The sequence below is a fragment of the Nocardia sp. NPDC047648 genome, assembly GCF_040642815.1.
In the GTDB taxonomy this organism is placed as follows: domain Bacteria; phylum Actinomycetota; class Actinomycetes; order Mycobacteriales; family Mycobacteriaceae; genus Nocardia; species Nocardia gamkensis.
Genome location: NZ_JBEYSX010000005.1, coordinates 223925 through 245060, shown reverse-complemented (window position 1 = coordinate 245060; position 21136 = coordinate 223925). Strand labels below are relative to the sequence as shown.

The following is a 21136-nucleotide window of genomic DNA, read 5'->3' as shown; positions in this document are numbered from 1 at the left end:
TGCCCTTCTTCTCAGGTGGGGTCGGGGTAGTCGTCGAGGTGGGTGGTGAACCGGAGCAGGCCGTCTTGGAGGGTCGTGGGGTCGTCCGGGAATTGGGCGTTCGGTGTCGTCGGAGCCAGCGTGTAGGGGGTCCAGGGGGTGTTCCCGAGTGCGGGATGCAACCAGGTCCAGTTGCCATGCTTTTCGGCGGGCCGCGGGAAGGTGATGGATCCGTCACCTGTGCCTTGACCGTGGCAGGTGGTGAGGATGGGCCCGAAGCGGAACAGGGCCTCGATATGAGCGAGCGGCGTATCTCGATGGTCGGCCGCGACGGCGACCTCGGCGGTGGGCGTGATGCCGGCGACGGCGTGCACGCTGGCATGCGGGTCCATCAGCAGCAGGAGCGCGGTCGGAGCCGGGTCGCCGAAGGTCAGTTGAAGGTAGTTGGCGTCCGATGGCGCCTCGCAGGGCCCCAGTGGGCCGATCTGGGTGAGGAAGTCCTGCCGGTCGTCGGGCTCGGTCACGCTGTTGAACCGGTCGAATTGATAAGCGCCGTGCCGGTCGGCCGTGAAATAGCCGATGAGGCCGTCGTCACGGGCGTGCCGGTCGCCCAGCCGCACCGCGAACTGGTAATCGGTGAATTGCGGTTGTGGCGGTTCGAGGGTTGCGGCCCAGCCGGTGTCGAACAGCGGTGGACCGTCCAGGCACAGTCGAAGTTGCGCGGGTACGAGCGCCAGCGGCCGTCCGATGAGGACCGACAGGTTCTTGTCGGCGCGGGCGCCGAGCGGGTCGGTGGTCCACAAGGTGGAGTCGATCGCATCGAGGAAGGCCGTGAAGTTCGCCGCGGAGGCGAGCCGTGAGGAGCCGAGGAGCCCGGCTACGACCGGTGCCCGCGCGGCTACCTGGTCGAGACCGGTGATCGTGCCGTCGGGTGGCGGTTCCCACTGTCCGATCTGTCCGTCGCGGGTGCTGACCAGCCGGTAGGTGCCCAAAAGTAAGCCTGCCGGGTCGTAGAGCAACAAGCTGCGGTCGAGGTGGTTGGGTAGCAGCCACCCGCCGATCGGGCTGGCCTCGGCCCCGGTGCCGACGATGCGGCGGGCGGTCATGCCGTCGAGCAGATCGAAGTCCAGCCGCGCCGGTTGCAGGGGACGCGGCGGCAACTGGGCCACGGCCGCGACCTTCGGGGCGAGCGAGGTCGCGGTGGCGAAGGCATCGTCGACGACCAGCGGAAAGTTCCGGTGATCGTGCAGCCCACCGTATTCGGTGTCGGAGTTGACGACGTCCAGCACCCGGCCGAACTTGTCGTAGAGGAACAGTTGCGACAGGTAGATCTGCCCTTGCCGGATCTCCTGGAACTGCGGGTCGCTTCCGGCGGGCAGGTACGGGACGCTGTGGACCCGGTCGAGGTAGCGGGCGGGCAGGCCGTCCTCGGTCGCGGCGTCCGAATATCCGGCGAGCCCGGCGATGTGGGGGAAGTCCTCGTCGTTGGGTGTCGGACGGCGGGAGGCGCGGATGTCGCGGGCGGCGAGGCGTTCGTTGAACCCGGTCAATTCCTGGGCGAGGAAATTCCATTCGCCGATATCGGCCAGCCACCCGTCCAACCGGTCGGCCTGATCGGGAGTGCCGTGGTCGGCCACGTACTTCTCGAGACGGGCGGCGAAGAGGGACCGGGGGTGCGGGCTCAGGCCCGAGATCCCGCCGATCTCGACGATGTCGTCCAGGGAGTACCGCAACTGGGCGGCGCCGGGGGTGAAGCGGTAGTCGGTGCCGTCGAAACTCCAACAGCGCTGGGCGCCGACGCTGTAGGGGATGGGGAGATAGGCCGCCTTCCATTCCATGAACACCGGCTGCCAGGGCTGACTCCAGGGCGTCAGGCCCAGGGCGGGCAGGGTGCCGGTGTAGTCGTCGGGCCGGTGCGCGGTGAGGGTCGCGGTCACGTCGTCGGCGGGCAGGCCCGTGGCGGTCGCCAAGGCGGCGGCATTATCTGCATCCAGCAGGAAGAACTCGGCGAGCAACGCACCCAGCAGGTCCGGAAGAGAGGCGCTGCTGGGGATTTCGGGCATCGGTGCGTGACCGGGGGTGACGGTGACCGGTGTTCCGTTGATCGTCACGGCGGCGATCAGGCTGGAGGTGTCAGCGGTGACCGGCCGCACCGGCAGCGGCTGGTCGGCGTCGGCGGTGTCCGGGGGTGGCAGCACTCCCGACACTGTGACGACCGGATTGTTGCTCTGCCAGAAGGGAGTTCGAGGTATTGCCTTCAGGGTGGCGCCTTGCGGCAGACCCTTGGCCGTGGCGAAGGCGGTGATCGAGGTCCGTAGCGCGTCCTGGGCTTCGGCATGCGAGCCGCCCGGGTCGGGCTGGGGCACCTTGGCGGCCTGGTCGCGGACCATGGCGGTCTTGCGGCGAACCCGCTGGGCCAGGGAACCGTCGATGCCGGGGTCGAGATGATCCTGCATCTGCTGCTGGCCGGGTGCGTCGGCAGGCGGGACGAGCAGATTGGCGAAGATGCCGTTCTTGAGCCACAGCGCGTTCAATCGCCATTGCAGCGAGGCCAATTCGCCGAGCTGCGTGTCCAGGTCGCGCTGATCGTCGTTGAGAGTGTCGAGCCACACCGGTGCGGCGAACGACTGCGGGGTGTCGTCCGCGGCAGGCGGGGGTGTCACGGTCCAACGGTGGCCGCCCGCGGAGGCGGCGAACCATCCGCCGTGGATGCGGCGTCGAATCCGGGCGTCACCGCCCTTCTCGTCGGCCAGCGGCAGCAGACCGTGCAGGAAGGCCCGCAGCAACTGCATGTCGGCGGCGGTGGGCGGGTGACCGGCGACCTCCAGCGCACGACCGGATAGTGCCGCGAAGGCGTCTTCGGTGGTGTTGGCGATGGCGACGTCGATCCTGCCGTCATCGCGGATTCGGCGCAGCGGGTCGTCGGACGGGGCGGTGGTGGCGTCGGGGGCCCAGGCGACGGACAGCACCTGGCCGGTGCAAATGCTGCGGGTGGCCGGCTCGACCGCACCGTCGTGGCGGGGGTCTCCGGTCAGCCGCGGATCCTGCCAGCCCAGCTGCGCGAGCACTTCGGCGTAGGAGGTGCCGGAAGGCGGGGCGAGCACATCGTCGTCGGGGTGGGAGTACCAGCCGACGAGGTGATAGCCGAGGGTGTCCGCGCCGCCGAGGTCGGTGAGGTCATCGATGAAGGAGAAGACGTTGTTGTTGTGCGGGACATAGGTGGGGAAATACGGATCAGCGGGACCCATGGCGGTCAGGAACAGTCGATCATCACCCGCGCGTTCGAACCACTCCCCGGGGGTGTCTGCGGGAAAGGCGAGCCCGATGGGCAGTTGGTAGAAGCCCGGTTCCGGCTTGCGTGGTTTGACCTGATTGCGGTACGGGTCGGCGCTGGCCTTCCAGGTGTCGATGGTGTTCTGGTCGACCAGGAAGTCGCTGGAGTGCACCGCGTCGTGGCCTTGCCGGCGGGCGTATGTGCTGTGCGGGCAGTCGCTTTCGATCACCCATGCCTTGACCCGGCGGTCGGTGGTCCCGCTGAAACGGGTGAGCAGCCAGCGGTTGGGGACCACCGGGTACCGCAGCCGCCCGGTGTTCGGGTCCTGCGTTCCGTGACGCAGTCCGCGTGGCAGTGTCCAGTGCAGATGGACTCCCGGGGCGGCGAATTGCGAATCCTCGATCTGCCGGTCGCCTTCGTCGGGTTCGGGACTGGCGTAGTCTTCCAGAGCTCGGTAGGTCCGCGGCCAGATGCGAAAGGTGTTCTCGCCCACGACGGCCGAGGTGATCACCAGGGCGTCGAGGGACATCGGGACGACGAGGGTAGGGCGCATGGTCACCGGCCTTTCGTCTGATCGGCGGGGCCGGTGAAGCGGATCGCCTCGGGAACCCTGACCATCTGCAGGGCCAGATCGGCCGGGGTGATCGGGCCGACGGAGGTCCCGTGCGCGGTGTCGAGGGCCCGGCCGAGTGCGGCCACCAGCGAAGTCGGCGCGAGCACGCGGCAGCCGTCGTCGCCACGCAGGTGGTCGAGCACCGGGAAGGTGATCTCCGGGTCGAACGGCGCCCCTAGCTCCAGGCCGTGCGAGGAGTCGTGCGGCCGTAGGTTGCGCAGCGGAATGAGGCCGTCGTCATCGACGCCGAACCGGAATCCTTCCTGCGGTTCGGCCAGCTCGACCGTGTGCGGGATCCCGTCGAACAGGCACAGCAGCACGGTCGGTGACAGATGATCCAGCCGCAGTATCCGCAGCAGGCTGCCCGCCGGATCGTAGCCTCGCACAGCGAGATTCGGCCATCCGGACACGATCGCCGATCGCAGCAGCAAGCCCGAGATCTGTGGTGCCGCCGCTGTTTCTTCGTCCGTACCGGTACGTGGATCGGCGGCTCGCAGCGTCTCGCGATGGGTGGTGGCCTGCGTAGCTGCCGCAGCACGGACCGCGGCGCCGATGATCTGGTCTTGGACGGTGTCACGGCTCGACTGCGCACCGAGGCTCAACGCCCCCGACACCAGCGCGTCCAGCCACGTGTGATCGATGTGGAAGAAGCGCAACGACTCCGGCGGCAGCATCCGCTCATCGGGCACCAGATGGGTGAACGGAATGCCTTGCAGTAGTAGTCGTTGCGCGAGCCAGGACACGATCGGGGCGAGTTCGTCGGCGAGCGGGGCCTCGCGCAGCGCTTGCTCCAGCGCGGCCCGGGTGTCGGCGGAGCGGAGGAATTCCGCCAGGGCTTGTGCCGGATCGCTCGGCGGCGCATCGGGGGTGGGCGGCGACCACGGCTGGGTCGGCGCGGGTGCCGGAGCACCCAGCACGGCGAGCAGCCGGCCGTCGAGCATGGCGCCGAACGCCGCGCGCGCGGACGTGACCTCCGAGCGTCTGTCACCCGCGTCCGGGAGGTGGGCGCTGATCTCCCGGTGGTGCAGGGTGTCGACCAGCGTCCGCGCCGCACGTTTGAAACTCGTCAGCTGCTGGGCGAACGCCGAATCGGCGACAGCGAGCGCTCGGCCGGTCTCGAACGCGGTCGCGAGCGACAGATCGAAACTCCCCCAGACCGGGTCGTAGCCGATGAGGGCGTCCGCTGTGGTGGCGGTGCTCGCCTGCGGCGTGACGACCGGCACGACCGGCGTGCAGGGGCCGCGGTACCAGCCGTAGGTGCTCTCACCGGACCGGGTCACATACGGCAGCGGGGCGTAGCCGTCATCGATCCGGCGAGCCACCTGACCTCGCGCATCGGTGGAATTCGTCCGCGCATAGGGGTTGGGCAGCCGCAACCACATCTGCTCGCGCGCAGCCGGTGCGCCCGAGCGCGGGTCGTGGGCGAGCCCCTCGGCGAGTTCGCGGAAGTCGATCCTCCGGTCGGCCTGACACCAGAACGTCCAACTGCACAACGACAGCAGCGCCACCGACGTGTGACCACCGAAGTCGGGATCCTCGGTCAGGATCTGCTGGTGGCCTTCCAATGAGACCAGGTGCGCGATGTTCTTGACCGCGTCGGCGGACCCCGGCGGGCCCACAGCCGGGAAACGGCCCGCGACGACCACGGAGAACAATCCGTCCTCTTGGATACCCAGAATGGGTCGGTCGCCGGTATTGGCGCCACGGCAGTGGGTCAGCCAGCGCGCCTCGTCCAGCCGGGGCGCGACCGTCCGGAACGCCTCCGCCGTGACCTGGATGTAGCGGCACGGCGCGTCCGGCGCGATGTCGGCCTCCAGGACCACAGCCGGCTTGCGCACCGCCGGGTCAGGGGCCAGAAAATCCTGCACGATCCCGGAGCGCGCCCGGGTCGGGTCCGCGGTGGCACCGACGAGCTGGTCGTCGGTGAACACGAGCAGCGCCAGCCACGGAGTGCCCGGCGCGGCGTTCATGTCGCGTTCCCACGGCAGCATGGGGTCACCGAGCACCACATGGGGCAGGACCTCGGCGAATCGCCCGGTGCCGCCGTCCGGCGGCTGGGTAGCGAGCACCGCGCCGGTGTCGATCGCTATCTGGGGACCGCGGATGGTGAACCGCTGCACCGTTCGCAACGCCCCGTCCGTGATCGACCGCCCGTCCGGACCCGCTTTCAGGTCGTGGGTGACCTCAACGGTGTAATCGCCGGCCGTCACGCCGGGCAGGTAGTTGTCGTGCAGTTCGATATCGCCGATCGGGATGGTGTCGCGCGCGGGATGGGCCGGGCTCGAACTCATGTCGGGTTACTCGCTTTCCGGATCATCGGCGCCTGGCTGTAGAGGTGACCCACGCCAGAGGCCAATTCCGTCAGTCCGTCGCTGGGACCGGTGAACAGTCCGGCGTCGGCGAGCGCCGCGTACACCTGATCGCGTCGGCTTCGCACCGGATCGGTGCCGACGTCGGCGACCAACCGCACGGCGGCCGGATCGGGTGCGAAGACGTGGTCGCCGTTCGGTTCGGGATGCAGTGGCAACGGCGACAGACCGGGTGGGATCTCCTCGGCGTCGTACTCGCTCAGCGGGAAGACCCCGCGCGAGTCCGCCAGCACCGGCCGTGGCGCCTGCACCGCGCATCCGACCAGCAGATCCGCGACGGTGTCAGCGCTGGGTTCCGTGGGCCGGTGGCTGAACGGAACCGGCGGGGCACCCCACAGCGCCGCGGCCAGATTCTGTCTTCGGGCGGTGACCGTCCAGCCCTCGACGGGCCGGTCCTCATGCCGCACGCTCAGCCGGTGCATCCCCGTCAGGCCGGTCTGATTCATGGGCCGCACGTCGATGTCGGCGCCGGTCTCCACCAGTTCGTCGCCCATCCGCAGCCGGCTGGCGGGAATCGCGGATCCGGTGACGAAACGCAGGTCGCGGGCACGCATCAGCCACCGCCGCCCGCCGCTGCTCGGCTCACCCGCGCCGGTGTCCGGCACCGTGGTATCCAGACCGCTCACCGGGGTGAGGGTGACCACCTCCTCGCGCTCGGGCAGCATGCCCGCGAGTTGCGCCCAGTCCAGCGGTGTGACCTGACCCTGGTCGGGATCGGCGCCGAAACCGATGGTGACGGTGAAGGCAACCAGGTGCGCGGTCACCGAACCGCCGGTCGGCGGCCCCCACAGGGTGAGCCGGGCCCCGACCGAGACGCTGAGCGTCCCATGGAAGAACAACGCGTCGATGCGGACCGACGCACCGATGGACACCCCGATCTCGGCGGCGAAACCGAACGGGTGCCAGGACACCACGAGATCGGCGTGGGCGGTGAACCAGGCCCGGACCGGACCCTCGTGGAACACGACATCCAGCCTGGCGCCTGCCATCGCGCACGACGGTGTCACGGCCAGATAGGCTTCGGCGGCGACCGACACCGCGGTGCTCGGGGCCCATCTGATACCCAGCCGGGGCACGACGGGGTAGTAGGACGGGCGGTCGAATCTCGGGTGGTAGCCGCCGAGCGTGACGACGAACTGCCCGGCGTTCGGATTGGGCCCGAACCACACCGCGGCGGCGAATCCGCCGGTCAGATGGCAGTCTTTCACCAGCACATAGGAGGCGTCGGAAAGCTGGGCCTGCGCCGTGAGGGTGCCCTGGGCCGGACGTAGAGACGCCTGCAGCCCCAGCTCGGCGTAGACGTAGGGGTGTGGTGACCGGCCGGCCAGCGGAAGTTGCAGCGTCGCGGTGCCCAGCAGGGTGAAGATCAGTTCGTGGCCGAACTCCGCCACGAGCATCAGTTTGGTCTTCACCACCTCGAACAGCGTGAGCTCCGCCCCGACGCCCAGCCAGTAACTGCCTTGGCTCGGCGGAATCCATTGCCGTGCCGGGAGTCCCGGCGCGGACTGGGCGCGGCCCTCCAGCACGTCGAGGACGTGGGTGGGTTCCTGACCCTGACCGTTGAGGGCGAGCAGCGGGAAGTTCGGCACTTCTCGCGCGGTGGGAACCACCAGCTCGCGGTTGAACCCGAAACCAGCCATCAGCGCGCTGACCACCACCGGCGGCTCGCCCAGCTCGGCGTTCAGTTGAGCGAAGATGAACAGCGAAGGATCCCCGCCGATCAACTGTGCGTACGAGCCGATCGCGGCCAGAGCGAAGGACTCGCTCGCGATGACTGCCGTGCCGTCGTACTGGAACTCGATCCCGGCGGCCGGATTCGGAACATGCAGCAGGCCACCGGAAATCGTTACCGAGGGAGTGTCGACGGCCACGCCCAGCCCGGACAGGCTGAAGGTCGGGACGAACTCGTCCAGCGGTGAGCCGACCGCCAGGCCGTCGAACGACAACTTCAGCGGCCCCAGAGTGACCGCGGCGTCGAGCGCGAACATCAGCGCATTGTCCTGATAGAGCACGCCCACGCGGTTCACGTGCAGGACCCCGAGCTGCTTCTGTACCTGTAGCCACACGCTGGTCGTGCCCCGCGGTGCAGGGCTATTCGGGATAGCCGGAACCGATCCGGGCGGATCGGTGGGTATATCGGGCGCCGGTGCATCGGACGAGGGTGTATTGGAGGGCGAGCGTTGGGACGATGCGGCGGGTAAGCCGAGCGCCACCGGTGTCGAGTTCGCACCGATCCGCAACACCGCCTGCACGGCGAGGCCCTTGGTCAGGCCCACGCTCGGCAGCGGCACCACCTTCGCGCGAGCGAGCAGGGCATCGAGCGCCGCACTGGTCGTGGCATCGATGGCCGCGGTGCTGTAAAGGATCTGGAGGTTGTCCACACCGAGAGCGCCCACCTCGGACAGGAACCCACCGATCAGTGGCAGCCTGCCGAGATCGATACCGGCCGACAGATCGAAACCTACCGCGAACACCGCAGGTCCGGCGGCCGGTTTCACCCGCACGAACTTGGCATCGGTCAACCCGACCCGCAAGCTCTCCGGAATATCCGCCGCCAGATCGGTGGACACGGCGGCCACCCACTCCCGCAACGCGACTGCGCCGCCGTCGGCGTTGCGATAGGTGGCGACGAAGGCGTCCATGCCGCGCTCGGCATCGAAGAAGAGGTCCAACTCCAGCTCGCCCACCGACAGCGTTCCCTCATACCGCGTACCGGTCTCGTCGCGAGTGATGGCGATGCCGACCGATGCCGTGATGCCGTCGGCGATCTCCAGTTCGCCCCGGCAACTCGCGGCGAATCGGCCGCTGCCGGTGGTGTAGGAAAACCAAAGACTGCTCAGCGCGAGGGTTTCCACCGGCTTGGGCGCTCCGGTCAGACCCATGTGCTCGAGTAGCGCCCCCATCGTGAGTTCGTCGTCGGCCGGTATCCCACCTTCGAAGGTCCAGCCGCCGTCGGCACCGGAGGGCTTCGCCGCGCTGATGGCGACGGGAACCGATCCGAGCCTCGCGGTGCCCGAAAACCGGGCCACGAACTTCTCGAAGGTGTTGTAGGCGATCGAAGCCGACACATCCTTCAGAGTGAAGTGGCCGATAGACCAATCGCCGGTGAGCGTCGTCGTGATCCGATAGGTGTCGCCGAGGCCGACGGCGATGTCCAACTCGGCGACGGTCAGGTCGGTCGGCACGTGGGTGACCGGGAGGCCGAAGGAGCCCAGCAACTGCGCGACGCCGATCGGTTCGTGCTCGCGCAGGCCGCCGGTGAGGTAGAGGTCGGGCAACCACAATTCGACGTCCAAGACGAAATCGCCCAACGCGAATGCGGTGGCCACCGCCGCGGACGTCACCACATAGCCGACCGGATCGGCCGACAGGTCCTTCCCGAGGCGATAGTCGAAACCTGAGACCTGTCCGAGTGCGCGCTCCAGCCCGAGGTCCGTAAGTCCGCTCTCGACCGCGCGCCACACATCGTTCCCGGCCAGCGTTCCCACGAGCGTGTCCACCGTGAACGCGCCGGCATTCTGTGACCGCACCGCTGCGGTCAGCCCGCCGGACCTGTCCGTGCTCAGCGCGACCACGACCACGATTTCCTCGAATCGACCGTCGAGTGTGACCGTCACCTCGCCCCGGCGAGAAACGGTCACAGTCGCAGCGTGCACAGTGGTGGCCACCATGGCCTCGGCGGGCCAAGCCTGCGCGGCGCAGGTGAGGGCCAGCGTCAACTCGGCACGCCCCTGGTCGATCTGTGGTCGCCCCGAGCCGGCGATGCCCTCCAGCTTGCGCCCGGGAAAAGTGGCGAGCGTATTCCGCAACCGGTCGGGCAACGCGGCGTCTGCCCAGTCGAGAACCGGTGGGTCGCCGAGACTGGCCAGATGGGCTGCCAGCACGTCCAGATCGATCGAGCTCTGGTCGTCCAGCTCCGACTCACTACTCACCACTTCTTCGCCCGACACTCGAGCCCGCGAACTTGTCGTTGCCCAACCTGCGCGATCACGTTTTGACAGACCATCGGGCCGCCGGAATCCGTCTCCTCAGGGCGAGGCGAGCGGACGCCCGGATCGGGAGTGCCGGGGAGAGTCTGTTTGTCGCCGCTGCCCACAGGTAAGTCCTCCCCCTCACGTGTGGTGTCGCCTGTCTTTCCGAGGTCTGGAGGCGACACGGCTCGTGTCGGTGTGGTGGTGCACTCGGTTACCGTCGGCGCCGCGCAGACGGGGACCGTAGCTGCTACGAAGTGAAAGAGCTTGCCGGAGAATGCATTACACCTGCGATGCCGGTGTGCTAACCAGTTTGCGCGGTCCTGGGCAGTCCGTCAAGCTGCCTGGAAGACCGAGGTGTCCTACGCGCTCGCCCGTACCGCTACACCCGGTGTTCCGGCAATCTGGACGCCCGCCGCACCGGCATCGGCATGGGATTTCCCAGCCCGTTCCAGAGCCAGAGCTGCTGCAGGTAGTCGGCGGCAGTAGGCGACAGCCAAGTCGAAGTGCCGCCGATGGTTGCCGAGCCGTTCTACCGACGGGGCCGGATGATTATCGCCGCGCGCCTATACCAGAAATTGGCCGTGTTTCCTTGATTGCCCATGTAGCCCTCGATTTCCGACGCGAACGGCTCCAACGTCGACTTCGATCCGCCCGTACACAACTCCTCATCCCGGACCTCCCGCGCAGCGGGCTCACCGGCGGCCCCTGACCGGTCGATCAGCCACGTCAACGTGATGGTCGACCAGCGCAGGTCGCCGAGATCTTCCGATCCCGGGACCAAAGGAAGGCTCGAAAGCACCGGAAGGGTCGCGGGGTCATCGGGCACAGGCTCCACCATTTCCCCGTCGTCATCGAACTCCACATCAGCGCTTTCGACGCATTTCCACCCGTCCTCGACGCGCTCCCAACGCTGACGGTTAATCATCATCCACGAGGTGTAGTCCTCCTCGTAGGAGTCCTCTACCTCCGCGAGCGCCAGCGACGTGTCGTATCCCGCGATGTCGGCTGCCGCGAGCATCAGCCCAGCACGTGCAGCATCGCCGCCCTTGAGCTGATCCCACCCGAATCCGTTCTGGGAATACTGGTGATCCAACAGGTAGACGAGTTGACGAGGTGGGCGTTTCGCCGGCTCGTGGTGCGGAGGCCACGTCGACAGCTCCATCGGCGTGGTGAAATGCGCGCTCAACTGCTCGGCCAGTAACGCGACCGACGGATGCTTGGCGAAAGCGGCTGCGTCCGGGCCGGTGCGCCCCTTCGCCACCAGGTTGTAGGTCAACGTGATCCGGAAACCGTCGGTGACCGGCAGCACCTCGTGCTCGCAGTCGCCATAGAACGCGACGAAGGACAGCTCCTCCCGCGAACCCTGGTCGGTGACCTTCGTCCCCTGCTGCTCGATTACCAGCTCACCGCCGGTGAACGCCGAAGGCAGAGTCACCACCAACGTGCCGATCATGCCGTCGGCCTTCTCCGAATCCTGATGGCGCCGAAAGAATTGTCCCGGCTCATACACGAGCATCGAATGCAGCTCCGCCGACAACTCGCAGTCCGGCGCCAGACCCAGCTCGGCCCGCAGGATGTCCAGCATGGGCAGCAACGTCTCGCGCCACTGCCGCTCGTCGACCGCTACCCGGTCCGGCGGAACCTCCCATGTGTCGCGCACGTTCGCGTCCAACAGTGTTTGCTCGCGCAATCCATACCGCGCCGGCCGCGCGACCTCGCACAGTTGCCGCGCCTGAGCCGGCGCGACCGGCAACCGGATCGGCCCCACCCCATCCACCTCGATCACCAGGTTCTCCGCCGCCCCCGTCCGACGCGCAGCAAATGAACCCGCCGCCGGCACCGAACTCATGAGCTCGCCGATCACCCGTAAAGTCTTGTCTGTCATGCACTTCTCCCGTATTCGACAACGTTCGCGGGCATCCTGTCAGGACCCACCGACGATCCAGCCCCGATGCCGCACCTTCGGAACATTCGCGACTGTGCGTCAGCCGAGTCCCGGGAGCCGGGTCTGCACCGTAGGCGGGTAAGCCACTACCGCAGAACGGCGGCAGCATCCGCTACGCGCACCCGCTGGTCAGCACGAATATCACTGCCGTGAACACCGCCCGATCTTCGGCCGGAGCAGTACCCCCACCCGGATGGCAATCGCCGCGCTTCGCTCCAGGAGTGGTCTGCGGGGTAGGGGAGCCGAACATGCTGGACATGTTCGCGATCGCGGTGCGGCCGAGCGCCGCAGCAGCGGTAGCACCGCGTTGGTGCCGCCGATGACGCCGACCACATCGGGTGTCATCTGTCGCTCGTCGACCTCGGAGACAACGGGATCGCTCGGCGGTGCGTCAGCGGCGTCACGGCTCCCCGATGGATTATCGTCAGGCTCCCTGAGGGACATGGGCGTTCAGTACTGACCTGAAATACATATCAGGGAGGAATTGTGGACATTACCGAGCTGATCCTCGATGACCACCATGAGCAGCGGCGGCTGTTCGCGATCCTGGAGCAGATCGACCCCGCGGAGACCGACGCGCTCGCCGCGGTCTGGAGCAGGCTGGCGGCCTTCCTCGAGCTGCACGCGCAGGCGGAGGAGGAGATCTTCTACCCAGCACTGCTGCAGGCGGGCATCGCCGCCCGGCGCGCGGGCGGGGTGGAAGACGAGACGCTCGACGCTATCGGAGACCACAACGAGATCAGGGACGCGATCGCCGAAGTGGCGCGTCATCAGGCCGGCACCGCCGACTGGTACGCGGCCGTCGCGGCAGCGAACTCGGCCAACAGCGATCACATGGCCGAGGAAGAACGCGAGGGACTCACCGACTTCCGCAGGCTGGCCGGATTGTCGAGCCGCCATCGGCTGGCCGTCGCCTTCGCCGCTTACGAAGCGCGGAACTACGCAGGCGTCGAGCCCGTCGACAAAGATCCCGTCAGCTATGTCAGGGCGGCGGAGAGGAAGCTGCCGACTACTGCGAGCGGGTCACTGAATGTCGGCACCCTGAAGCGGAACTGACGTCGCGCCGCGGCAGTCGATGGCGCCCGCACCTCCAGCGCCGTACCCCTCGGCCGAAGGGGTGTGAATCCGCCGCAGAACGCGTACTCGAGCGGCGAGGACGTCTAGTTCTCGGTGCGGCGATAGGGCGGAACGACCCGTTGCCGATCGGCGGCGATCTGCCGCCGCCGGGCCGCCATCGCATCCGCGGGGGAGGAGCCGGTGGACAGTGCGCGAAAGATGGCTGCCGCGTCCTCGATCGCGTCCCGCGCCCCGACTCCTTCAGCGGGTGTGATGGCGTGATCCGCGTCGCCGCACAGGATCACCGGCAGCCGAGGAGTAGCGGCGGCGGCGAAGGGGACGTTGCGCGCGTTGGAGACATGCACGGTCTCCGTCTCGGCCAACAGAAGATCTACCACGTCGGAGACGCCCGGGGCGACCGTTCGAATGAGTTCCGCCCACTCCGCTACCGGATGGAAGCCGATGTTCTCGACGGGAAGAGGCGGGCGGGTGACTCTGGCGAACCAGACGGAAAGTCCTTCGTCCCAAAAATGGCCGAACGCGCCCGCCGGGCGGCCGTCCGCATCGATCCGGCCGTCGAAATGCAGCACCGTGCTCTTGGTGCGCAACGCTTGGGCTCGCTCGGTACGGCCGTAGAACACAATCTGCCCGGCGTACTCGGGTGTTCGCTCCGGCTCGATCCGGCGGCGGGCGAGGGAGTCGATGCCGTCGGCCGCGATGACGACGTCGTCGGTAGGCAGCCGGGTAGCGCCGCTGTAGAGCACACCCTGGTCGACATCGGTGACCGCGGTGCCGTAATGGAATTCCGCCGCTGTAGCGGCGGCGAATTCGGTCAGCACCGACATGAGTTCGGCGCGCAGGTACAGCCGATGACCGCGGCTCGGCCCGAAACGCGCTTCGCGCGGCTGGTATTCGACCCGGAGGGCATCCACTGGATGAGCGACCTCGTCCAGCCGGTCGGCGGGGACGCCGAGGCCGGTGAGCGCGGCGTGCGCACGGTCGTCGAGCACCAGGAACGCACCGGCGCCGACCGATGGCTGAGATTCGTACACCCGGGTCGGAATGCCCTCGCCCCCGAGGGCTCCGGCGAGAGCCGTCCCTGCGATTCCTCCGCCGATGATGGTGACCATGTACTCAGCGTAGAGCGACATCTGCTGCGCCACTGCCGATCACCGCATCGGCAGCGCAGGGCCTCGGCAGGGACTGCCAGGTCGAAATGTGGCTCTGCCGCGACCAGGTTCAGTGACGCAGCGACTGCCGCGCGGGTGAGCTGGTGGCGCTCAGGCGCGACGGTGGTGGCGCGGGACGCCTCGGCGTACAGGACGGCGGCCTGCTCGAGGTCGTCCGCCCGCATCAGTCGCGGGACGCTGTCGCCGACGCCACGATTCTCGAGCCGACCGCCGTCACGGAGGGGGCGGACACGGCGGCACCTTCGCGGAGCCGAGCCGGGCTACATCCGGAGGGCGGCGTCATGCGGCACTGCGCCGTCAGCCTCGTGCTCATGCCGCCGCTGTCCGGGCTGCTACCGAGCGAACCGCGCGATGTCTTCCGCGACGCGCTCTGGTGCTTCGAAGGGGAACGCGTGACTGAGCCCGGGGTAGATCAGCAATTCCGAACCGTTGATGTAGCTGTGTAGCACGCTGGAGTTGGCAGCGGGTTCTTGCTCGTCGTTTTCAGCGCCCAAGACGAGGGTGGGCAGCCGCAGGGCGGGCAGGCTGCTGACGACGTTGGTCGTGGGGTCGACGAGCCAGCCGGTCATCGCGGCGCGTTGACGGTTGAGGCCGGTCAGGTCCACCCCGACCCGATCGGGGCGCAGAGCTGTTCGTCGACTCCACGCAGCCAGGGCATCGGGGTGGCCGCTGAAGTACAGCGGGATGACCTGGTCGGCAGGCACAAGCGGGTCGAATGCCGGCATGCCCCGGACCAGAGCAGGCAGGTCGGGCAGCACCTGCTGTACTCCACCGGGGCCGGTACCCATCAGGATCAGCGCGCCGACGTCATCGGGATGGTCCACGGCCATGCGTTGCGCAACGAATCCTCCTAGGGAGTAGCCGACAACGGTGGGGCGGTTCAGGTGCAGAGCCCGGATCAGGCCGGTGGCCTGATCCGAGAGTTGCGGGACGGTCGAAACGACCGAGGACCCGGCTGGGGTCCGTCCGACGCCGTCGGAGTCGAAGATGACGACGTGATTGGTCGCGGCCAGTCGGTCGAGCAGCGCCGGGTCCCAGTCGTCCATGCTGAATCCGAGACATGGGGTCAGCAGGAGAGTCGGTCCGTGCCCGAAGCTGCGGTAGGCGATCGGCAACCCGGCCACGGTGACGACGTGGGTGGGTGCGGTCAACGACGGTGACCGATCGAGGTGATCAGCCGTTGTCGAGTCGATGTCGGTGTGGGCGGGCCGACCGGCCGTGGGGGCGGCGCCGGCAGCGGCGGGAGCGATCAGCAGCATGCCGCTGGCCAGGGCCGTCACGAGGGCCAGGGTCGGTGTCGGGTGTCGCCAGGCGAGCCGGCCTCGGCGGGGCGTCGGCCCGCGGTCGGGTGTTGCCGTTGTCGGCTGCGACGGGTGAAAAGCGGACATGTCGGCTCCCTTATGGTTTCGGACGGGCGGGGTCGAGGGGGGACCAGCCGGATGCCTTGAACTGCGTTCTGCGTGCTGCTCACCCGGCTGAGTGGTCGTTCGGGCTATAAGAGATGCCGACGACCCGAAAGGATTCACCGCGGCTTTCCGCTGTCTGCTGCCATGCGGAAGCAATCCGGCGCAGACAGTGATCATTCCGCCGGGTCATATCGAGAGACGGCCGAAACCGATTGATGTTCACGGGGTTTCGTCGTTCATTGGTAGCATTCGGACAGCTGCCGGGCCGCTGTGTCGGCGAAGGGCAAGGATGCCCCCGTCGAGGACGGCGTCCTGGTTCGCCCCGAGCGGAACCGCAACGGAGCCCAGGTCGATGCCAGACGTACCGACCTCCTTCCTCGGCGCCGGACTCGAAGCCTGCCCGGCCGCCCCGCGCGCATCGGCCGAAGGCCAGGACCCGACTCACCACCTCTTCGGCCGCGCTGCGCGGATCGCGCCGACCGACAACGAAGAAAGGGCACGACATGCCGCACTACCGGGTACAGTCCACAACCCCCGCCCTCGTCGGCACGGTGTGGAAGCTTCTGATCGACGGTCGCAGCTGGCCCCGGTGGTCCGCGGGGCTCGACGAATTGGTCGAAGAACGCTCCAGCGGTCTCGATCCGCGCGGCCACGACGACATCGGAGCGGTTCGGGCGTTTCGCACCGGCCGCGTCGTCACCGGCGAAAGACTCACAGAGTTGGTGACGGAGCGTCGCATGGCGTACGAGGACGCCTTCAACTTCGCGATGAAGGACTACCGAGCTGTCATCGAACTCGAGCCGACCGCTGCGGGCGGCACGAACATCGTCTGGCACGGCCGCTGGCGTATGCGGCCCGGTGTCGGCTGGATCATGCCCTTCGTGCTTCCCCGCGTGATGCAGCGCATGGCCGACGACCTCGCAGCCTATGCGGCCAACGTGACGGAATAGAACGACGGCTGATCGAGGCGTTTGCACCACCGATAGGAATGCAGGCGCGACCCGGCACGCTAGCTTCGGTCGGGCGTGTGCTCGCAATCGGCGCCGAGGGGGTTCGCGGCCATCCTGGTGGCGAGGCCGGACCGCATCGCGCGTGCGGCGGAGCTGCCGGTCTTCCGGTCGGCCTGCGCCTGGAAGCAGGTAAGGAACTCGTCGGCGAACTCGCCCCGGGGGTACTGCCGGAGTATTTCGGTACGGAAGGCGTGGCCGAAATCGTCGATATTCTGTCCCACGACGTCCAACGCCGCCGCTCGCGACAGCAAGTGGCTTTCAGGATCGTCGCCCACATCCACGTCAGGCCCCATATGCCGGGCGATGACTTCGCCGAGGCGTTCGCGGCGTTCGCTCGGCCAGCCGGCGCCTGCGGCGAACACCCGGGCGACATGGCCGCCTGCCTCCTCGAAGGAGACGGTGTAGCTGTCGAATTCCGGCACCAGACCGATGTCGTGGAACATCGCAGCCGTGAACAGCAGTTCAGCGTCGTACCGGATGCCCTGCTGTCTGCCGTAGGCAGCCGCCCAGACGTAGACGCGGCGCGAGTGGTTCAGCAGGGCGGCGGACAGGTAGGCGGAGGCCACCTCCAAGGCAGCCGACGACGCGGCCGTGTGAGGACTCACGAGGTGGTCCAAATCGCTCATACGTCGACAGTACGGCGCGGCAGGCCCGTGCCGGAGGTTCCTTCCGCTGGCACGGCCGTGGACCCTGGATCGGCCGAATCCATCCGCTACCGCTCCGGCAACCTTTTCGCGGCCTACCACCCGACGAGCGTCGGACCCGGACCATCTCGATGTGGGTGTGGGTCGGTGACTACCCCTCGGTCACTTCGGTCCGGGTGTCGGGATACTCGCGGTCGATAGAACGGCGCCCGCGGCGGCGAGGGCGGCCAGGAGCAGGAAGGTGGTGGCGTAGCCGAAGAGGGATGCCAGGGCGGTGGCGGCGAACGGTGCCGAGGCCATGGTAATCATCAGCGGTGCCGCGAGCAGGCCGGTGAGGCGCCCGTAGTGCCCGGTTCCCCAGCGGTCGCTGACGGCGGTGGCTTGCAACAGGGTGAACACTCCGCGCGACATGCCGGCGGCGACCGCGGCTGGAATCAACGTCCACGCGGTGGTGAAGACCCCCAGTAGGGCGGTGGTCGCGGCGATGGCGAGCAGTATCACCACGGTGCGGGTGCGGATGCTGGTGCGCGCGGCGAACGCGGAGTAACCGATGCGGCTGGCGACCTGCCCGGCGCCGCCGAGCCCGAGCGCGACCGCCGCCAGGCCGTTGTCCAGACCGCGTTCGGTCAGCAGCGGAACCAGGGTGACCACCACCGCGAACGACGCGAATCCCGCTGCGCTCAACGCGACCGCCAGCGTCAGGAAGGAGCGGCTGCGCGCGATCGGCCCGGGGTCGGTGAGATTCGCGTGCTCGGGTTCGGCGACCGGTCGGGGCGGCCACGGCAGCCGCAGCCCGAACCAGTGCCCCGGCACGGTCACCACGGCCAGAATCACCATGAGCACCAAATACGTTGCTCGCCAATCCAAGTGCGTGGAGATCGCGGCGGTCAACGGGGCGAAGACCGTCGAAGCCATGCCCCCGGACAACGTGAGCACCGTGAGAGCGCGAACCCGGTTGGGGCCGTGCCAGCGGGTCAGCGCGGCGAAGGCGGGCGGATACAGCACCGCTGCCATGGCGATCCCGGTCAAAAGCCATCCGGCGAAGAAGCAGACCGGGTGCGATGCGGTCGCGATCAGGATCAGCGCCGGGATCGTCAGTGTCGACCCCGCGGTCATCACTCCACGGGGGCCGTGGCGGTCGATCCAGCGCCCGATCGGGATTCCAGCGAGTGCGGCCATGAGTTGTCCGGCGGAGAAGGCGGCGGTCAGGGTGGTGGCCGACCAGCCGGTGTCGGTGCTGATGTGCCCGAGCAGCACGGGGAAGGCGTAGAACAGGATTCCCCAGCTGGTGATCTCGGTGACACACAGCACCACCAACACCCGGCGCAGCCCGGCCGAGGTGACCACCGCCTGCGGTGGGGCGGAAACAGCCTCCATCACAACGGCCGCTCAGCGCGCGGGCACGATCAACCGCAACTGCCGCGGCGCGGTCGGCGACACCTCCGCTGCCCCGCCACAGCAGCTACCACCACCATCGGCGGTCTGCTGAGCTTCGAGCCGAAGCGGAAGACCGATCGAACGAGACTTCTCCCCGGCTCGCGCGCAGCCGAGAGCGATGCCGTGTTCGAGCATTCCATGTCGGTACGTCACGCCACGCCTCTCGATCCGAGATCTCCAGTGATTGCGCCCCGCGGGTCGCACGGCACGAGTCGCTTGCCGTCGACCTTCAGCGGATGGCGGGATCGCGACTTTCGGATGGTCCGTCAAGTCAGTCCGCCATCCGCACGGATGTTCTGACCGGTGACCCATCGGTTGTCCGGATGGACCAGCAGGGCCACGAGATCTGCGACGTCGGCGGGTCGGCCGATGCGTCCGAGTGCTGTCATTGCTGCGGCTCCCTCCACGGCGCCCGGCTGAGCGCTGGAACGGAGTAGGTCGGTGTCGGTCGGACCGAGAGAGATGGTATTGGCCGTGATGCCTCGGTGTCCGAATTCGCGTGAGGCGACGCGGGTGAGCTGTTCGACTGCCGCCTTGCTCGCCGCGTAGATGGCTTCCCCGGGGCTGGGCCAATGGGTGCCGACCGTGGAGAGGGTGACGACCCGTGCACCGTCGCGCAGTCGCGGCGCTGCCTGCTGGAGGGTGAGGAATGTACCGCGGGCGTTCACGGCCATCACCCGATCCCACTCCGCGATGCGCGCCTCGGCCAGGGGCGCACTGGCGAACACGCCCGCGTTCGCCACCAGGATGTCGAGCCCGACACCGGCTTGCTGGAACACGGTGTCCGCGGCGGCGAACGCCGCGGTGACCTGGTCGGGATCACCGAGATCCAGCCGCACCGCCGACGCGTGTCCGTCGCGTTCGGCGATCTCGGCGACCAACGTCTCGGCAGCTTCCGACCGCGTGTGATAGGTGAACACCACAGTGGCACCCGAGGCCGCCAACCTGGCGGTGATGGCGCGGCCGATACCGCGCGAACCCCCGGTGATCAGGGCGCCGCGACCGGCCAGCGACCGGGAGGGAGGGGCACCGGAACTCATCGAAGTGGTCATGCCGGTAACAGTGGCATCTATCGCGGCACGAACCGCTCCTCGATTGATGAGAGGCTGATCGGCATGGTCGATACCAGTGTCCGGCTTTTGCGGCTGCTCAATTTGCTGCAGACCCAGCGTTGGTGGACCGGGGCCGAGTTGGCTACTCGTCTGGGCGTGAACACCCGCACGATCCGTGTCGATATCGCCCGGCTGCGTCGGCTGGACTATGAGATCGACGCCGCGCCCGGTGTGGCCGGCGGGTATCGGCTCCGTGCCGGCGCCAGGCTGCCGCCCCTTCAGTTCGACGACGACGAGGCCGTCGCAGTCGCGGTGGCGCTACGCACCGCGGCGCGCGCGGGCGTGGCCGGTATCGGTGACGCCGCCGCCCGGGCGGCCGCCAAACTGGAACAACTGCTCCCGCCTCGGCTGCGTCACCGTCTGCACACGGTGCACGCGGCAACCGAACCAGTTCCTGATGGCGGCAACCCGTTGGACGCCAGCGTTTTTCGTGCTGTCGCCACGGCGATTGAGCGCAACGAGATACTCCGATTCGACTACTGCGATCGCCACGCGGCGACCAGTTGTCGTCGAGTCGAACCACACCGGATGGTGCACAGCAGCGGACGCTGGTACCTCGTCGGCTTCGACCTCGATCGCCACGACTGGCGTAGCTATCGCGTCGATCGCATCGATCCGAAGACACCGACCGGGCCCGGCTTCACGATCAGAGAGCTTCCTGGACCGGATCTGGCGACCTTCGTGACCCGCGGGCGGATGGCAGCCCTGTGGAACTACACCGCACGAGTGACAGTTCACGCGCCCGCCGAGACCGTCGCAGCCCGCATCCCCACCGGCATCTGGACCGTCGAACCGATCGATGCGCACACCAGCACGCTGGACGCCGGAGCGCAAAGCCCCCAGCTGCTCGCGGCATACCTCGCCGCGATGGACCTCGACTTCCACCTCGACACCGAACAAGCACCGGAACTCGCGGCCGCCGTCACCAGAATCGCCGTCCGCTACACAACAGCCACGCGCGAGACCTGAGCGACCTGCCGTCGGCTCAGTCCGACATCTCGAAATCCGGCGCGAAGGGGAGTTGCCGCACATAACCGCTCTATGTACGGCAACTCGGGGTTCCGGTAGTAACCGCCGGGACTGTCTCGCTAAGGGCTCCTCTCTGTGTCAAGCCTCGATAAGCAGAG

General features: G+C 68.0%; 12 protein-coding genes. 3 read left to right on the top strand and 9 right to left on the bottom strand.

The window, feature by feature from the left end; all coding sequences use genetic code 11:
* Nucleotides 1–11 precede the first annotated feature (11 nt).
* The 4 genes from ABZ803_RS13840 to ABZ803_RS13825 all read right to left on the bottom strand — a co-directional run bounded on the left by ABZ803_RS13840 (nucleotide 12) and on the right by ABZ803_RS13825 (nucleotide 12094).
* A complete protein-coding gene (locus ABZ803_RS13840; protein WP_357036817.1) occupies nucleotides 12–3812 on the bottom strand; it encodes a hypothetical protein in 3801 nt (1266 codons plus the stop codon).
* Nucleotides 3809–6157 (bottom strand): hypothetical protein, encoded by a 2349-nt coding sequence (locus tag ABZ803_RS13835; protein ID WP_357036814.1) that lies wholly within the window; start codon nucleotides 6155–6157, stop codon nucleotides 3809–3811. The genes ABZ803_RS13840 and ABZ803_RS13835 overlap by 4 nt, the downstream gene beginning before the upstream one ends.
* The gene (locus ABZ803_RS13830) at nucleotides 6154–10167 is read right to left on the bottom strand and encodes a DUF6603 domain-containing protein (protein ID WP_357036811.1); all 4014 of its coding nucleotides are present in this window, start codon (nucleotides 10165–10167) and stop codon (nucleotides 6154–6156) included. The genes ABZ803_RS13835 and ABZ803_RS13830 overlap by 4 nt, the downstream gene beginning before the upstream one ends.
* Before the next feature lie 571 nt (nucleotides 10168–10738).
* On the bottom strand, nucleotides 10739–12094 hold the full coding sequence (locus ABZ803_RS13825; RefSeq protein WP_357036808.1) for a 2OG-Fe(II) oxygenase: 1356 nt from the start codon (nucleotides 12092–12094) through the stop codon (nucleotides 10739–10741).
* A 546-nt stretch (nucleotides 12095–12640) separates the two neighbouring features.
* On the opposite strand from ABZ803_RS13825, the gene ABZ803_RS13820 reads away from it, so the two are divergent.
* Nucleotides 12641–13210, top strand: a complete 570-nt coding sequence (locus tag ABZ803_RS13820) for a hemerythrin domain-containing protein (RefSeq protein WP_357036805.1) — start codon at nucleotides 12641–12643, stop codon at nucleotides 13208–13210.
* A 104-nt stretch (nucleotides 13211–13314) separates the two neighbouring features.
* On the opposite strand, the gene ABZ803_RS13815 is transcribed toward ABZ803_RS13820, so the two are convergent.
* Together ABZ803_RS13815 and ABZ803_RS13810 are read right to left on the bottom strand one after the other, a co-directional pair.
* A complete protein-coding gene (locus tag ABZ803_RS13815) occupies nucleotides 13315–14340 on the bottom strand; it encodes a hypothetical protein (protein ID WP_357036802.1) in 1026 nt (341 codons plus the stop codon).
* 392 nt (nucleotides 14341–14732) lie between these two features.
* Entirely contained in the window at nucleotides 14733–15680 is a 948-nt protein-coding gene (locus ABZ803_RS13810; protein WP_357036799.1) for an alpha/beta hydrolase, read from the bottom strand.
* 629 nt (nucleotides 15681–16309) lie between these two features.
* Here ABZ803_RS13810 and ABZ803_RS13805 point away from each other — a divergent pair.
* Nucleotides 16310–16756, top strand: coding sequence for an SRPBCC family protein (locus ABZ803_RS13805; protein ID WP_357036796.1), 447 nt, complete (start codon nucleotides 16310–16312; stop codon nucleotides 16754–16756).
* Nucleotides 16757–16815: 59 nt separating this feature from the next.
* Here the strand turns inward: ABZ803_RS13805 and ABZ803_RS13800 are convergent, their stop codons facing one another.
* The 3 genes from ABZ803_RS13800 to ABZ803_RS13790 form a co-directional block, all read right to left on the bottom strand.
* Nucleotides 16816–17442 carry an HD domain-containing protein gene (locus ABZ803_RS13800; protein ID WP_357036793.1) on the bottom strand — a complete coding sequence of 209 codons (627 nt, stop codon included), beginning with the start codon at nucleotides 17440–17442 and terminating at the stop codon, nucleotides 16816–16818.
* Nucleotides 17443–17622: 180 nt separating this feature from the next.
* Entirely contained in the window at nucleotides 17623–18837 is a 1215-nt protein-coding gene (locus tag ABZ803_RS13795) for an MFS transporter (RefSeq protein ID WP_357036790.1), read from the bottom strand.
* 326 nt (nucleotides 18838–19163) lie between these two features.
* On the bottom strand, nucleotides 19164–19949 hold the full coding sequence (locus ABZ803_RS13790) for an SDR family oxidoreductase (RefSeq protein WP_357036787.1): 786 nt from the start codon (nucleotides 19947–19949) through the stop codon (nucleotides 19164–19166).
* 63 nt (nucleotides 19950–20012) lie between these two features.
* On the opposite strand from ABZ803_RS13790, the gene ABZ803_RS13785 reads away from it, so the two are divergent.
* Nucleotides 20013–20978 (top strand): WYL domain-containing protein, encoded by a 966-nt coding sequence (locus ABZ803_RS13785; RefSeq protein WP_357036784.1) that lies wholly within the window; start codon nucleotides 20013–20015, stop codon nucleotides 20976–20978.
* Nucleotides 20979–21136 lie beyond the last annotated feature (158 nt).

What these genes read in the sequence shown, in the direction of transcription:
- ABZ803_RS13835 (WP_357036814.1), bottom strand. Translation starts at nt 6,157, where the DNA reads ATGAGTTCGAGCCCGGCCCATCCCGCGCGCGACACCATCCCGATCGGC.
- ABZ803_RS13795 (WP_357036790.1), bottom strand. Translation starts at nt 18,837, where the DNA reads ATGGAGGCTGTTTCCGCCCCACCGCAGGCGGTGGTCACCTCGGCCGGG.
- ABZ803_RS13790 (WP_357036787.1), bottom strand. Translation starts at nt 19,949, where the DNA reads ATGACCACTTCGATGAGTTCCGGTGCCCCTCCCTCCCGGTCGCTGGCC.
- ABZ803_RS13825 (WP_357036808.1), bottom strand. Translation starts at nt 12,094, where the DNA reads ATGACAGACAAGACTTTACGGGTGATCGGCGAGCTCATGAGTTCGGTG.
- ABZ803_RS13785 (WP_357036784.1), top strand. Translation starts at nt 20,013, where the DNA reads ATGGTCGATACCAGTGTCCGGCTTTTGCGGCTGCTCAATTTGCTGCAG.
- ABZ803_RS13815 (WP_357036802.1), bottom strand. Translation starts at nt 14,340, where the DNA reads ATGGTCACCATCATCGGCGGAGGAATCGCAGGGACGGCTCTCGCCGGA.
- ABZ803_RS13800 (WP_357036793.1), bottom strand. Translation starts at nt 17,442, where the DNA reads ATGAGCGATTTGGACCACCTCGTGAGTCCTCACACGGCCGCGTCGTCG.
- ABZ803_RS13805 (WP_357036796.1), top strand. Translation starts at nt 16,310, where the DNA reads ATGCCGCACTACCGGGTACAGTCCACAACCCCCGCCCTCGTCGGCACG.